The following is a 13,455-nucleotide window of genomic DNA, read 5'->3' on the forward strand; positions in this document are numbered from 1 at the left end:
GGCGATTTGCGTAAATAAGTATCCACTCATTCATGAGTGGATATGCCGCGGCGCGCCTTGGCAAAGGTGAATTGGCGCGCCTTTGGGAGTCTGGAAGGCTGGTCGTGCTGCTAGAACTCAGCAATATTTCCAAGCACTTCGGGGCCATACAGGCAGTGAACGACATTTCGCTGTCGCTGGAGGCAGGCCAGGTTGTCGGCCTGATGGGCGACAACGGCGCCGGCAAGTCGACGCTGGTCAAGATGATCGCAGGAAATTACCGCCCGAGCCACGGCAGCATGCGCCTCAACGGCAGCGATATCGTCCTGCATCGGCCGGTCGAGGCAAGGCAGTTCGGCATCGAGATCGTGCACCAGGATCTCGCCCATTGTGACAACCTCTCCGCAGCGGCGAATGTCTTCCTCGGTCGCGAATTGAGGCGCGGCATCGGCCCCTTGCGCGTGCTGGACTACAAGGCACTGTACCGGCGCGCCGGCGAGATCTTTAGGGAACTCCGCTCCGAGACCAGGGCCCGCGATCTCGTGCGACAGATGTCGGGCGGGCAGCGGCAGGCGGTGGCGATCGCGCGCACGATGATCTCTGAGGCGAAAATCGTGCTGATGGACGAGCCGACCGCGGCAATTTCCGTGCGCCAGGTTGCCGAAGTGCTGCATCTGATCCGGCAACTGCGCGATCGCGGCATTCTGGTTGTCCTCATCAGTCATCGCATGCCAGACGTATTCGATGTCGCCGACCGCGTCATCGTCATGCGCCGCGGCCGGAAAGTGGCCGATAAACCGATCGTGGAGACCTCACCGGAGGAGGTTACGGGCCTGATTACCGGCGCGATCGAGGGCGGATAAGCAAAAGCGAACTGGACCTTCCGTGCCGGAGGAACTCGAGGGAAAGATGGCAACGACGCTGCACGAGACGATCGCCCACAGGCAGCGCACGCTTGCAGGAACGATCCTGGCCAGCCAGACCTTCTGGGTTCTGGTTGCAGTCATCCTCGCTTGTGTCTTCCTGTCCTTCGCCACCGACAGTTTTGCGACGGCGAAGAACCTTTACAACATCACCCGCAACGTCACTTTCGTCGCAATCATCGCGCTGGGCATGACGCTCGTCATCATTACCGGTGGCATCGACCTCTCGGTAGGCTCGGTGCTCTGCCTGTGCAGCATGGTGCTCGCGGTCACGATGCACGCGGGATACGGCATCGAGACGGGCATTACGGTCTCCGTCGCAACGGCGCTGGTGATCGGCGCGTTCAATGGCATCCTCATTGCCTATCTCGGTTTTCCGCCCTTTGTCGTGACGCTCGGCATGCTTTCGGTTGCCCGGAGCCTGGCGATGGTCGCCTCCAACAATACGGTGGTCTTCGAGTTCGGCCCCGACCACGCCAAGCTGCTGGCGCTTGGCGGCGGGTCGGTCTTCGGCATTGCCAACCCGGTGATCTACATGATCGTCCTCGCGCTCCTGACCGGCTTCGTCCTGCGCTGGACGCGGATCGGCCGATATATTTACTCCATCGGCGGCAACGAAAAGGCGGCCATTGCCACGGGCCTGCCTGTGCGGCCCATCAAGGTCTGCGTCTACATGATCTCGGCGCTGTCGGCCGGCATCGCCGGCATCATTCAGACGGGCTGGCTCGGAGCGGTGACAACCAACATCGGCGCCGGCATGGAGCTTCAGGTCATCGCCGCCGCCGTTATCGGAGGCGGGAATCTCGCCGGCGGCGCAGGCACGGCCTTCGGCGCACTCGTCGGCGCCGCACTGATCGAGGTCATCCGCAACAGCCTTGGGCTTCTCGGCATCAACGCCTTCTGGCAGGGTACGTTCATCGGCAGCGCAACGATCCTCGCGGTCCTTTTCGATCGCGTCCGCAATTTCCGTCAGAGCGAGTAACGTTCAGCGCCCGACGCCCGGTTCCGGCCTTGCAAGGGGAGTGTTGGCCGGACGCCGCAAATTCGCGTGCATCCAGGGAACTTCTTGCCATCAGGCCGATTTGACAATTGTTGTCATGGATGGAGCGAATGAATGGCGCGACCCCGGATTTGGCAGTGCTCCGACGCATGCCTCAGTTGTCTTTCCACCTGTCTCTCGACCCAATCTACAGAAGAGTTCGAGCGCGCGGTCAGCATGAGCGTGTGTGTCGCGGTACATTGCTGATGCGCGGACCGCCGTCGTCAGTGTTGGCAAGATGGTTATCGATGTCGGTGAGGCCGTCAACGGCGCGCGATGCCTGGTGATCGCGATCGCGTGCGCATGGTGCGCCACCTGTACGACCCCCAAAGCCCCGAACGACGAGCACAGCGAAAGACATGTTGCCGAGAAGGCATACGGACTGAGACCGAGCCCGCGGGCCACCCGGAGCAAGCACACTCGCAAGGGTGGCGGCCGCTATACCGTCGGCAATCCCTATGTTGTGAGAGGCACGCGCTACTATCCGAAGGAAGACCCGAGCTACGACAAGAAGGGAAAGGCTTCCTGGTACGGCGCGGCGTTCAAGGGGCGTCGGACCGCCAACAACGAAGTTTACAACCCGGATCGCCTCTCTGCTGCTCATCCGACCCTTCCCTTGCCCAGTTATGTCCGCGTAACCAATCTCGAAAACGGCTTCTCGCTCATCCTGCGCGTCAATGATCGGGGTCCCTATCGTCAGGGTCGCATCATCGATGTTTCCAGCAAGGCAGCGAATATGCTGGACCTGAAACATCGCGGCACCGCCTCCGTTCGCGTGCAGTATATGGGTCGTGCCCGCTTGGATGGACATGACGAGCCCTATCTCATGGCCTCCTACGTCAAGACGCGTGAACGGCTCCCGGACATCGACCCGGAAATTCAAAGCGCTAGCGAGGTCAGGCTGGCCTCGAACTCGTCGAGCGTCGATCATCTGCGGGGTGACCCCCAGTCCCTCTGGTCGACGCGGGCGAACCTGGTAGCCAGTACGGCGAACCTCTCCTACCAGCCATGGATTGGCGCGGGGACTTCCGAGCAAATGGGGATATCGCTTGAAAGCGCTTCCGTTTCCTTCGAACGTTCGTCGGGCAGCGGTGCAAAGGTCCGCGATATCAAGGATGTCAAATATTGCTTGGAGGAAGAGGCTGATACTGGGGCGCGCGACATGTGCGAAGTTAAGGTGCTCCCTCTGCCCGTTTTCAATCGCCTCAAGCGCCTGATTGGTGTGATCTCCAAAAGACGACGTGCGCTCCACGGCTACCGTTGGCTTACCCTAAATCGCCTGCTTCGGGACGCGTAGAGAACGCTGCCGCACCTTGACTTGAAGGTACGGGCGCCGGAGGAGGCATCGCTGCGGTGGTCGGTAGATGCGGAGAGTCGAACGCGAAGCGTTGACGGCAGACGAAAACAAGCCTACTCGGCAGCAGCCGCAGAGGCCATCGTGGCTGCCGGAGCCGAGCAGGGGACGGAAGCCAGGGCCCGGCAGACTGAGTTGCCGAACGCGGTTTGCGCGCCTTGGCCGATGAGGCCGAGCGCAATCGCGGTTATGCGACGCGCAAGTCTCACCCGGCCTGACACTTTCAGCCATTGCGCCTGAAATTCCAGCGCAAGCCACAGGCCTGGCAATTTGTTGCGGGGCGAGGGATATACGGACCAGATTTGATGAACACACATGTCTATCCACCGGCCTCACTTGCCGAAGATAATGCCGGTGCATGGTTGAAGATTCTTGCGAAGTACCGTCAGCCCCGTATTGGGCGCAGCGCCCTGGAGCTTCTCGTCACAATCGTCCCGTTCGTCGGCTTGTGGGGCATCGCCTATTTCTCCCTCGTTCACGAGTTCTGGTACGGGCTGATCGCAATCATTCCGGCCGCGGCCTTCCTTCTTCGGCTCTTCATGATCCAGCACGACTGCGGACACGGTTCGTTCTTTGCTCGTCGCGGGCTCGACGACTGGACAGGACGTGTCATTGGCGTGCTGACGTTGACGCCTTACGATTACTGGCGCCGGGCGCACGCCATTCATCATGCCTCGGCTGGCAATCTGGACGAGCGGGGCATCGGCGATATCACCACGCTCACGATCTCGGAATACCGCGCACTTTCACCCATGAGGCGCCTGGGCTATCGCCTGTACCGGCATCCGCTGGTCATGTTCGGCATCGGCCCTGCCTGGCTCTTCCTGCTCAAGCAGCGCTTGCCCTTCGGGATGATGAACGGAGGTACGCTACCCTGGGTTTCCACCATGGCGACGAACCTCGCGATCGTGATCTGCGCCGCCGTGATGGCATGGGCGATCGGGCTTGCGCCCTTCCTCTTGATCCACCTGCCGATCGTGCTCTTGTCGGGTGCGGCTGGCATCTGGCTCTTTTATGTGCAGCACCAGTTTGAAGAGACGCACTGGTCTGCCGGTGAGGATTGGCACTTCCCGCGGGCAGCTCTGCACGGTGCTTCCCATTATGACCTGCCGCTGGTGCTGCGATGGCTGACCGGCAATATCGGCATTCATCACGTGCATCATCTTTCCAGCCGGATCCCCTACTACAGATTGCCGGAGGTCCTGCGCGACCATCCGCAACTCGCGGATATCGGCCGCATCACTATTTGGGATAGCTTGCAGTGCGTCAGGCTCGTCCTTTGGGATGACAAGCACCAGAAGCTCGTTTCCTTCCGGGAAGCTGCCAATACAGCCGTTCACCCATAACAGGCGGCTTTCGCCGTTCTGAGATCCGAGGCCGACGCAGCCAAGCACGGCCATGTGCCTTGATCAATCGTTCTTGCCCGGGATGCGTGCCATGGGCCAGAGGAGCCGTACCGATCCCGCCGGGTAGGCGTCGGGCCGGCATGGCGGCGAGCAAGGAATCGGCAAGTGCAATGCCGAGGTCGCGCAGCGAGCAACTGAAAACCGTCAGGCGGGGCGGACAGGAGTTGCGAATGCGGACCTTGGCGTCCGATGATCGCCATATCTCGCCCTTGTCTGATGTCACAGCCTCCCCCAGCCCGCGATAGAGAACGACGGTGGTCGCTTCATTGATCAGCGCGATTGCCGTGGGCGGGTTTCGAGCGCGCTCAGTTCGCGGGCTATGTGGCACCCGCCCGCCTCGTTTGGCCGGCACTGTTCGTTCACCTGAAGCTGATCCTGGCGTTGAGGGACTGTGGAAACAGGATGCCTATCAGGCATTTTTCAAAAGTTGTCGTACATGTTTGACAAGTTGGCTGGTATCTGTCTAATCTACATTAGACAAGTTGGCGCGGCCGAGCCGCCCCCTTTCGCATACCGGAGGACTAATGATCATCACCGACGTCGAAGTGCGGGTTTTCCGCACGACCACTCGCCGCCATTCGGACAGTGCTGGTCACGCGCATCCAGGCCCGCCACACCAGGTCGAGCAGGCAATGCTGACCGTCCGCACGGAAGATGGTCATGAAGGCCATTCCTTTACGGCGCCGGAGATTGTGCGGCCGCATGTCATCGAGAAGTTTGTCAAGAAGGTCCTGATTGGCCAGGATCACCGGGATCGCGAGCGGCTGTGGCAGGATCTCGCCCATTGGCAGCGTGGTTCGGCCGCGCAGCTCACGGATCGCACGCTCGCCGTGGTCGATTGCGCCCTCTGGGACCTTGCCGGGCGGACTTTGAAGCAACCTGTATACAAGTTGGTCGGGGGCTACCGCGACAAGGTGCTCGCCTATGGTTCCATCATGTGCGGCGATGAACTGGAGGGTGGCCTCGCGACACCTGAAGACTACGGTCGCTTTGCCGAAGCGCTCGTCAAACGCGGCTACAAGGGCATCAAGCTGCACACCTGGATGCCCCCCGTCAGCTGGGCGCCGGACGTGAAGATGGACATCAAGGCCTGCGCGGCCGTTCGCGAGGCCGTCGGGCCGAATGTCCGACTGATGATCGATGCCTTTCATTGGTATTCGCGCACGGATGCGCTCGAGCTTGGGCGCGGCCTGGAAAAGCTCGGCTTCGATTGGATCGAGGAGCCGATGGATGAGCAGTCGCTGTCTTCCTACAAGTGGCTGGCCGACAATCTGGACATCCCCGTCATTGGTCCGGAAAGCGCGGGCGGCAAGCATTGGCACCGTGCCGAATGGATCAAGGCGGGTGCCTGCGACATCTTGCGGACCGGCGTAAACGACGTTGGCGGTATCACGCCGGCACTGAAAACCATGCACCTTGCCGAGGCCTTCGGTATGGAGTGCGAGGTTCACGGCAATACCGCGATGAACCTGCATGTGGTCGCGGCAACGAAGAACTGCCGCTGGTACGAGCGCGGGCTGCTCCACCCGTTCCTCGAATACGATGACGGGCACGATTATCTGAAGTCGCTATCCGACCCGATGGATCGGGAAGGCTTTGTGCATGTGCCGGACCGTCCGGGTCTCGGCGAGGACATCGACTTCGAGTTCATCGAAAATCACCGTGTCCGGTGACGAGCGAGGGATCTGCCCGTGAAGACCATTCTCGCTTTTGGTGACAGCCTGACGTGGGGCGCAGATCCGGAGACCGGCTTGCGCCATCCGCCGGAAGGTCGCTGGCCCGAGGTGCTTGCCCGGGAACTCGAAGGCGCAGCAAAGGTGATCCCCGAAGGGCTTGGTGGTCGCACGACCTGCTACGACGACCATGCCGGACCGGCGTGCCGCAATGGGGCCAAGGCGCTGCAGGTGGCGCTTGCAAGTCATATGCCGCTCGATCTCGTCGTCGTGATGCTCGGCACCAATGACATCAAGCCCGTGCATGGCGGGCGGGCGGAAGGGGCCGTTTCCGGTATGCGCCGGCTGGCGCAGATCGTCGACACGTTTCCCTACAAACCGGCTGGCGCCCGGCCGAAGCTGCTGATCGTCGCTCCGCCACCCTGTTCCGTCGGTCCGGGCGGACAGCCGGCGGCCGGGCGCAGCATAGCGGAGTCCGAGCGGCTTTCTCCGCTCTACCGCAAGCTGGCGAGCGAACTCGGACACGCATTCTTCGATGCCGGCTCCGTCGCGCGCGCCTCGCAGATCGATGGAGTGCATCTCGAAGCCGCTGCGACAGCGGCGGTCGGTCGGGCGCTCGCCGCGCCCGTTGCCGAAATTCTTGGCTGATCTGTCCCTATGTCTGTGGAGGAACAGGCGGGGCGGAACTTATAACCGGAAGGCCGAACTCCCGCGTGGGCGGCCGCAATAGGAGGAAATATGAAACGCTTTCTCGCAACGGTCGCGTTCGGCGCGCTTCTCATCGCCTCGACGCCGCACGGCGTTCTTGCCGAAACACCGGATGACCAACTCGTCGTCGCAACGACGATGAGCAACATCCTGACGCTCGATCCCGCCGCCATCACCGGCCGCGAGACCGTACAGGTTCTGAACAACATCTACGACACGCTGGTCGTTCTTTCGCCGCAGGACCGCAGCGTGCAGCCGCGCCTGGCCGAACGCTGGGAGGTCTCGGACGACCGCCAGTCGATCCGCTTTCACCTGCGCAGCGATGCCAAGTTTGCGTCCGGCAATCCCGTAACGGCTCAGGACGTTGCCTGGAGCCTGAAGCGCCTGCTTGCGCGGAACCTCGCTCAGTCGTCCTTCCTCAAGACGCGCGGCTTCACGCTGGAGGCGGCCGACAAGGCATTCGTCGCCGAAGACGACCACACCTTCGTTCTCAATCTGCCGAAACCCGACGACCCGAACCTGCTGCTGATGATCCTGGCCCAGAATGGCCCCGGCTCCATCTTCGACAGCAAGACGGTGCTCGAGAACGAGAAGGACGGCGACCTCGGTGCCGCGTGGCTGACCCTCAATTCCGCCGGTTCCGGTCCTTTCACGCTCACACAGTGGAAATCGAACGAATACATCATCCTTACGCGCAACGACGACTACTGGGGTGAAAAGGCTGCAATGAAGCGGGTGCTGATGCGTCACCTGCCTGAATCCCAGTCGCAACGGCTGCTTCTGGAAAAGGGCGACATCGATGTTGCCTACTCGCTGCAAGCGCCGGACCTGAAGTCGCTGGAGGCTGACGAGGCTATTGCCATCGCATCGACGCCGGGTTCTGGGTTCTACTATCTCAGCGTCTCGATGAAGGACGAGCGCTTTGCCAACAAGAAGGTGCGCGAGGCACTGCGCTACCTGATCGACTATGACGGTCTCGACAAGGCAGTCATGCCCTATTACGGCAAGCTGCATCAGCGACCCCTGTCGTCAGGCGTTCTCGGCGCGTTGCCGGACGAGGGCTACAAGTTGGACGTGGCGAAGGCAAAGGCACTGCTTGCCGAGGCAGGCTACCCGGACGGCTTCAAGACGACACTGCGCGTCCTGTCCGAAGATCCCTTTATGAAGGCGGCGACGGCCATCCAGAACACGCTTGCCCAGGCCGGCATCCAGGCGGAACTCATCAGTGGTTCGGGCGATCAAATCTATGGCGCGATGCGCGAGCGAAACTTCGAGCTGCTGCTGGGGCGCGGCGGCGGCGGCCAGCAGCCGCATCCGGACAACAATCTGCGGTCCATCGCGTACAACCCCGACAATTCGGACGATGCAAAGCTGACCAACTATCAGAGCTGGCGCACCAGCTTCTACGACGAGAAGCTGAACAAGATGATCGAGGAAGCACTGGTCGAGCGCGATGCAGCCAAGCAGGCCAAGCTCTATGAGGGCGTGCAGCAGTACATGGACGAGATCGTCATGTCGATCCAGCCGTTCTCGGAAGTGGTCGACACGGCCGCGTACCGAAGCGACGTGAAAGGCATGATCGTGAGCCCCTGGCTCTCGCGCTTCGAGGGTGTGACCAAGGAGCGGTAATCGCTGCCGCGCATACAAAGAGAATGAAGCGAAGAAGGCGCATGGCAGCATGCGCCTTCTTCCTTTTTTGCGCCGTTGCGAAGCGCTGGCCAATGCGATTGTCGCAGGCGATCGGCGGGGGCGCATTCGCTACCATGCGCCGCTCCCTTCTGCGGGCGCCGAAGCATCCCGCTCCGGTTCTGCCCGCTGTTGCACATCAGACGTCGTCGAAGCCTTTGGACGCTGGCGTCGCTGGTCAAGCGCAGGAAATGGTGGCTCGGCTCGGTTGCAGCTCAGGCTCCCGCGCTGCCCGAGGAGAAAGGGCTTGCGGCGTGCGCCTCGCGTCAGTGGAATATGCGGGCTCGTGTCTTTATGCTCCAGCGACAGCAGGCCCGGCCAGACAACAAAAAGCCCGGCGCTGGGCCGGGCGAGTTGGGGAGGAGGACTTTCGCCTGTTTCGCGCGAGAGGCGCGGTCAGTGCGAACCTTCGTATTCGAGCGAGGCGCCGATGAGTTCGCGCGCATAGGCGTGCGTTGCCTGGTTGCCGGGGATGGCTTCGCGCGGGAGGACTTCGGTGATCTCGCCGCGCAGCATGACCGCAAAGCGGTCGCACATATGGTCCACCACCGCCAGATCATGCGTCACCATGATGTAGGTGAAGCCACGCTCTTCGCGCAGGCGCTGAAGCAGGTTGAGGATTTCCGCCTGCACCGAAACATCGAGCGCAGACGTCGGCTCGTCGAGGAGCAGCAGGGAAGGCTCGAGGATCAGCGCACGTGCGATCGCAACACGCTGCCGCTGGCCGCCGGAGAGCTGGTGCGGAAAGCGATCGAGGAAGGAGACCGGGAGGCCCACATCCGTGATTGCCTTGCGCATGCGCTGCTCTCGATCTCCGAGCCTGTGGATGACGAGTGGCTCGTTCAGCACCGTGCGGACCGATTGGCGCGGATGCAGCGAGCCGTAGGGATCCTGGAAGACCATCTGCAGCGTGCGGCAGCGTTCGATCAGCGGCATGTCGCGCACCGACCGTCCACCGATGAGCACGTCTCCGGTCCAGATGTCGGTCAACATCGAGATGCAGCGCAGCACCGTGGACTTGCCCGATCCGCTTTCGCCGACGAGGCCGAAACATTCGCCCGGCGCCACGGAGAAGGTGACGCTTGGCAAGACTTTGGCCGCCGTGGGGCCGCTACCGAAAGTGATGGAGACATCGCGAGCTTCGACTGAGACGGACATCAGGCTTTCTCCTCCAGCCATTCGGGACGGCGATCGAGCACGCTGAGCGGTGCCCGCGGGCCGCCGATCCGCGGCTGGGCTGCCAGCAGGCCGCGCGTATAGGGATGTTGTGCCTTGTCGAGGTCCCGGGCGGCCAGCGTTTCGACGATACGGCCGGCATACATGATCAGAACACGGTCGCAGAAATTGCGCACGAGATTCAAATCGTGACTGATCATGATCAGCCCGATGCCACGATCCCGCACGAGGCCATCGAGAATGTTCAACACCTGCAACCGCACCGTGACGTCGAGCGCCGAGGTCGGTTCGTCGGCAATGACGAGCTCGGGATCGGCAAGAAGCATCATCGCGATCATCACGCGTTGCCCCATGCCGCCGGATATCTCGTGCGGATACTGATCATAGACGCGTTCCGGATCGCGGATCTTCACCGCCGCCAGCATGGCGAGCGCCTTTTGACGGGCTTCCGCTTTGCTGCACCTGAAGTGCCGCAGATAGGTTTCCGCCACCTGGTCGCCGACCCGGCGAATGGGGTTCAACGAGAACTTCGGATCCTGCAGGATCATGGACATGCGCCGGCCGCGCACCTTGAGCAGCTCCTTTTCCGAGAGCGCCGTCAGATCGAGCTCGGCAAAGCGCAGCTTGTCGGCGGTGATCGTGGCACCCGGCAGTAGTCGCAGCAGGGCGCGTCCGACCGTCGACTTGCCGGAGCCGGACTCGCCGACGATACCGAGGCGTTCGCGCCCGAGGGTGAAGGAGACGCCGCGCACGGCTTCGGTTGCTGCGCCGCCATAGCGGATGCGGAGGTTTTCGACCTCGAGAATGTCTTGGCTCATCGGTCTACCTCCGGTTCATCTGCTTCGGATCGAGCGCATCGCGCAGCCCGTCGCCGAGAAGGTTGAATGCGAGACTGACCGAGAGAATGGCGACGCCGGGGAAGGTGACGAGCCACCAGCTGTCCAACATGTACTTGCGGCCGGTCGCGATCATCGCGCCCCATTCCGGCAGCGGAGGTTGTGCGCCGAGCCCCAGGAAGCCGAGACCGGCAGCCGTCAGAATGACGGTCGCCATGTTCAATGTCAGGCGAATGAGCACCGAGGGCAGGCACATCGGCATGATCGACTTGACGATGATGCGCGTGGCCGATGCGCCCTGGAGCCTAGCCGCGGAGATGTAATCGGCTTTCCGAAACGTCATCGCCTCTGCGCGCGCGAGGCGCGCGATCGGCGGCCATGAGGTGAGCGCAATCGCGATAATGGCGTTGTTCAGGCTTGGCCCGAGCGCCGCGACGAAGGCGAGCGAGAGGATGAGGCTCGGGAAGGACAGGAAGATATCCGTGATGCGCATCATCACGGTATCGACCTTGCCGCCGAGGTAGCCGGCGGTCGTGCCGATGACGAGGCCGATGGGGCCAACGACGATCGAGACGAGGAAGATGATCGTGAGGGTGATGCGCGAGCCCCAGACCAGCCGGCTGAAAATGTCACGGCCAAGCTCGTCCGTACCGAACAGATGCCCGTGACCCGGCGCCTGCAGCGTGTTGGTCAGGTCCTGGGCGTAGGGATCATGCGTGGCGATCAGCGGCGCGAAGGCGGCGACCAGGACGAGAAGAACCAGCACCCCAAGACCGAAGGTCGAGGTCGGGCTCTTCAAGAGGAAGCGCACGATGTTCTTGAGTGCATGGAGCGGAGCCGGCAAGCGGAACGCGGTTTCAGCTTGGGTGGTCATCAGCGTGTCCTCGGGTCGAAGATGCGGTAGAGAACGTCGGACAGAAGATTGAGCGCGATGAAGATGATGCCGACGATCAGGACGCAGGTCATGACGGCGTTCATGTCGCCGGTAATGAGGTTGTTGGTGAGATATTGGCCAAAGCCCGGCCACGCGAAGACTGTCTCGATCAGCACGGCGCCTTCGAGCAGCGAGCCATAGGCAAGCGCGATGATGGTGACCAGTTGCACCCGAATGTTGATGAAGGCGTGCTGCCAGATCGTCTGACTGCGAGAAAGGCCTTTGACGCGCGCCGTCGTGACATATTCCTGACCAAGCTGATCCAGCATGAAGCTGCGGGTCATGCGGGTGATATAGGCGGACGAGGAGTAGCCAAGCAGCGACGCCGGCAGGATGATGTGGTTGACGGCCGACCAGAACACATCCATTTCGCCGGCAATCAGGCTGTCGATCAGGAGAAAGCCGGTCCGTTCATCCACAAGGCCTATGTAGAACTGGTCCATTCGTCCGCTGCCACCGACGAGGCCGAGATAGGCATAAAAGACGATCAGCGCGATCATGCCGGTCCAGAAGATTGGCATGGAATGCCCGAACAGGCTGAAGACGCGCACCACATGGTCCGGCCAGCGATCCTTGTTGACGGCAGCAAGCACCCCGAGCGGAACGCCGAGCCCTGCGCCGATGAGGATTGCGAAGGTCGCAAGCTCGATCGTTGCCGGCATCACGTGCAGGATATCTTCAATGACCGGTTGGCCCGTGCGGATGGAGGTTCCGAAGTTCCCGGTGAAGACATCGCCCAGATAGTAGGCGAACTGTTCCCAGAGCGGACGATCAAGTCCAAGCGAGTGATACACCTGCTCGTAGGTTTCGCGGGTCGCGTCCTCTCCGACGATGGCGCGGACCGGATCGGCCGGCATGAGGCGGCCGATGAAGAAGGTCAGGAGAAGCAGGCCGAGCAACGTGACCGCAATGGTCCCGACCTGCCCGGCCACGCCGTGGAAGCGTAAGCGACGAATTGACATGGTTCCTCCGTTTGTCAGTCGCCTGAGGTGAGGCGCTACAGGCTCCTATCCTGTATGACAACTTTCGACGAACCTGTCACAGGTTATGCTGGGTGTCAAGCAGACCCGACCGAGAGGAAGTCGTCTCTGCGGGGGGTAAAGCAGTCGATGAGCTCTCCTTCCTCCAGGCACTCGCAGCCGTGCTCAGTGTTTCCGGGGATTACAAGGCTGTCGCCAGCCTTCAGTTCATAGGCCTGACCATTGCGAAAGAAGCGGAATTTTCCGCGCGCCACATAGGTCGACTGCACGTGCGGGTGTCGATGGAGCTTGCCTTTCGCACCGTTTTCGAAGCGAAACGAGACGACCATGAGTTCAGGCGAATCCGAAAGGACCTGGCGGGTGACGCCTGTGTCGGTTGAAACCGTGGGGAAAATGGGAAGAGACATGCAGACCTCGCAGATGATGTATAACAACATCATCATACATGTTCTTCTTCCTGTATGACAACTACGGGCGTACGTTAAATCGCGTCGGGCGTCATGGTGCGGGAACGCAAGAGTGCGTTGTATCGCTCAAGGCTTCCCCTCAGATGAGCGCGCATGCGCTCGCGCGCCGCTTCGGCATTGCCCTCGATGATCGCCTCGACAATCTGACCATGCTCCTCCTGAAGGTGGAGGTTATAGTCCTTAGGGCGCGAGCCCGGCGCAGAGCCCTGCAGTTCTCCGCGCGGAATGATTCCGGTGCGGATCAGTTGCAGAAACTCCGGAAAGCGGCGGTTTTGCGTGGCTTCTGCAATCGCC

13 protein-coding genes are annotated in these 13,455 nt (G+C 61.7%); 7 read left to right on the forward strand and 6 right to left on the reverse strand.

The genetic code is table 11. The annotated features are described in order from the left end of the window. Positions 1 to 32: 32 nt before the first annotated feature. From I8N66_RS03205 to I8N66_RS03235, 7 genes are all read left to right on the forward strand, one after another. The gene (locus I8N66_RS03205; RefSeq protein ID WP_291149572.1) at positions 33 to 842 is read left to right on the forward strand and encodes an ATP-binding cassette domain-containing protein; all 810 of its coding nucleotides are present in this window, start codon (positions 33 to 35) and stop codon (positions 840 to 842) included. Between the two features lie 46 nt (positions 843 to 888). Further along, positions 889 to 1,884, forward strand: coding sequence for an ABC transporter permease (locus I8N66_RS03210; RefSeq protein ID WP_291149573.1), 996 nt, complete (start codon positions 889 to 891; stop codon positions 1,882 to 1,884). 295 nt (positions 1,885 to 2,179) lie between these two features. Continuing rightward, on the forward strand, positions 2,180 to 3,238 hold the full coding sequence (locus tag I8N66_RS03215; protein WP_291149612.1) for a septal ring lytic transglycosylase RlpA family protein: 1,059 nt from the start codon (positions 2,180 to 2,182) through the stop codon (positions 3,236 to 3,238). 362 nt (positions 3,239 to 3,600) lie between these two features. Further along, the gene (locus I8N66_RS03220; RefSeq protein WP_291149615.1) at positions 3,601 to 4,641 is read left to right on the forward strand and encodes a fatty acid desaturase; all 1,041 of its coding nucleotides are present in this window, start codon (positions 3,601 to 3,603) and stop codon (positions 4,639 to 4,641) included. A gap of 584 nt (positions 4,642 to 5,225) precedes the next feature. Further along, positions 5,226 to 6,374, forward strand: coding sequence for a mandelate racemase family protein (locus I8N66_RS03225; protein ID WP_291149574.1), 1,149 nt, complete (start codon positions 5,226 to 5,228; stop codon positions 6,372 to 6,374). A gap of 18 nt (positions 6,375 to 6,392) precedes the next feature. Then, complete coding sequence (locus tag I8N66_RS03230; protein ID WP_291149577.1) at positions 6,393 to 7,022, forward strand: SGNH/GDSL hydrolase family protein; 630 nt, start codon at positions 6,393 to 6,395, stop codon at positions 7,020 to 7,022. Between the two features lie 90 nt (positions 7,023 to 7,112). Continuing rightward, positions 7,113 to 8,711 (forward strand): ABC transporter substrate-binding protein, encoded by a 1,599-nt coding sequence (locus I8N66_RS03235; RefSeq protein WP_291149581.1) that lies wholly within the window; start codon positions 7,113 to 7,115, stop codon positions 8,709 to 8,711. Positions 8,712 to 9,164: 453 nt separating this feature from the next. Here I8N66_RS03235 and I8N66_RS03240 read toward each other — a convergent pair whose 3' ends face one another. The 6 genes from I8N66_RS03240 to I8N66_RS03265 form a co-directional block, all read right to left on the reverse strand. After that, a complete protein-coding gene (locus I8N66_RS03240) occupies positions 9,165 to 9,926 on the reverse strand; it encodes an ABC transporter ATP-binding protein (protein WP_113537065.1) in 762 nt (253 codons plus the stop codon). Beyond that, positions 9,926 to 10,762 carry an ABC transporter ATP-binding protein gene (locus tag I8N66_RS03245; protein WP_113537066.1) on the reverse strand — a complete coding sequence of 279 codons (837 nt, stop codon included), beginning with the start codon at positions 10,760 to 10,762 and terminating at the stop codon, positions 9,926 to 9,928. The genes I8N66_RS03240 and I8N66_RS03245 overlap by 1 nt, the downstream gene beginning before the upstream one ends. 4 nt (positions 10,763 to 10,766) lie before the next feature. After that, the gene (locus I8N66_RS03250) at positions 10,767 to 11,654 is read right to left on the reverse strand and encodes an ABC transporter permease (RefSeq protein WP_291149586.1); all 888 of its coding nucleotides are present in this window, start codon (positions 11,652 to 11,654) and stop codon (positions 10,767 to 10,769) included. Beyond that, positions 11,654 to 12,676 carry an ABC transporter permease gene (locus I8N66_RS03255; protein ID WP_113537068.1) on the reverse strand — a complete coding sequence of 341 codons (1,023 nt, stop codon included), beginning with the start codon at positions 12,674 to 12,676 and terminating at the stop codon, positions 11,654 to 11,656. Before I8N66_RS03255 ends, I8N66_RS03250 begins: the two co-directional genes overlap by 1 nt. Before the next feature lie 95 nt (positions 12,677 to 12,771). Beyond that, positions 12,772 to 13,101: a cupin domain-containing protein gene (locus I8N66_RS03260; protein WP_291149591.1), complete on the reverse strand. Its 330-nt coding sequence runs from the start codon at positions 13,099 to 13,101 to the stop codon at positions 12,772 to 12,774. 74 nt (positions 13,102 to 13,175) lie between these two features. Continuing rightward, positions 13,176 to 13,455: FCD domain-containing protein (locus I8N66_RS03265; RefSeq protein ID WP_291149594.1), on the reverse strand; the 280-nt coding region annotated here is incomplete at its 5' end.

Source organism: Ensifer sp. SSB1 (genome assembly GCF_016652895.1).
In the GTDB taxonomy this organism is placed as follows: Bacteria; Pseudomonadota; Alphaproteobacteria; order Rhizobiales; family Rhizobiaceae; genus Ensifer.

Bases quoted from the DNA above. Each gene is read 5' to 3' on its own strand.
- I8N66_RS03250 (WP_291149586.1), bottom strand. From the start codon at position 11,654: ATGACCACCCAAGCTGAAACCGCGTTCCGCTTGCCGGCTCCGCTCCAT.
- I8N66_RS03225 (WP_291149574.1), top strand. From the start codon at position 5,226: ATGATCATCACCGACGTCGAAGTGCGGGTTTTCCGCACGACCACTCGC.
- I8N66_RS03245 (WP_113537066.1), bottom strand. From the start codon at position 10,762: ATGAGCCAAGACATTCTCGAGGTCGAAAACCTCCGCATCCGCTATGGC.
- I8N66_RS03210 (WP_291149573.1), top strand. From the start codon at position 889: ATGGCAACGACGCTGCACGAGACGATCGCCCACAGGCAGCGCACGCTT.
- I8N66_RS03215 (WP_291149612.1), top strand. From the start codon at position 2,180: ATGGTTATCGATGTCGGTGAGGCCGTCAACGGCGCGCGATGCCTGGTG.
- I8N66_RS03235 (WP_291149581.1), top strand. From the start codon at position 7,113: ATGAAACGCTTTCTCGCAACGGTCGCGTTCGGCGCGCTTCTCATCGCC.
- I8N66_RS03205 (WP_291149572.1), top strand. From the start codon at position 33: ATGAGTGGATATGCCGCGGCGCGCCTTGGCAAAGGTGAATTGGCGCGC.
- I8N66_RS03220 (WP_291149615.1), top strand. From the start codon at position 3,601: ATGAACACACATGTCTATCCACCGGCCTCACTTGCCGAAGATAATGCC.
- I8N66_RS03240 (WP_113537065.1), bottom strand. From the start codon at position 9,926: ATGTCCGTCTCAGTCGAAGCTCGCGATGTCTCCATCACTTTCGGTAGC.
- I8N66_RS03260 (WP_291149591.1), bottom strand. From the start codon at position 13,101: ATGTCTCTTCCCATTTTCCCCACGGTTTCAACCGACACAGGCGTCACC.
- I8N66_RS03255 (WP_113537068.1), bottom strand. From the start codon at position 12,676: ATGTCAATTCGTCGCTTACGCTTCCACGGCGTGGCCGGGCAGGTCGGG.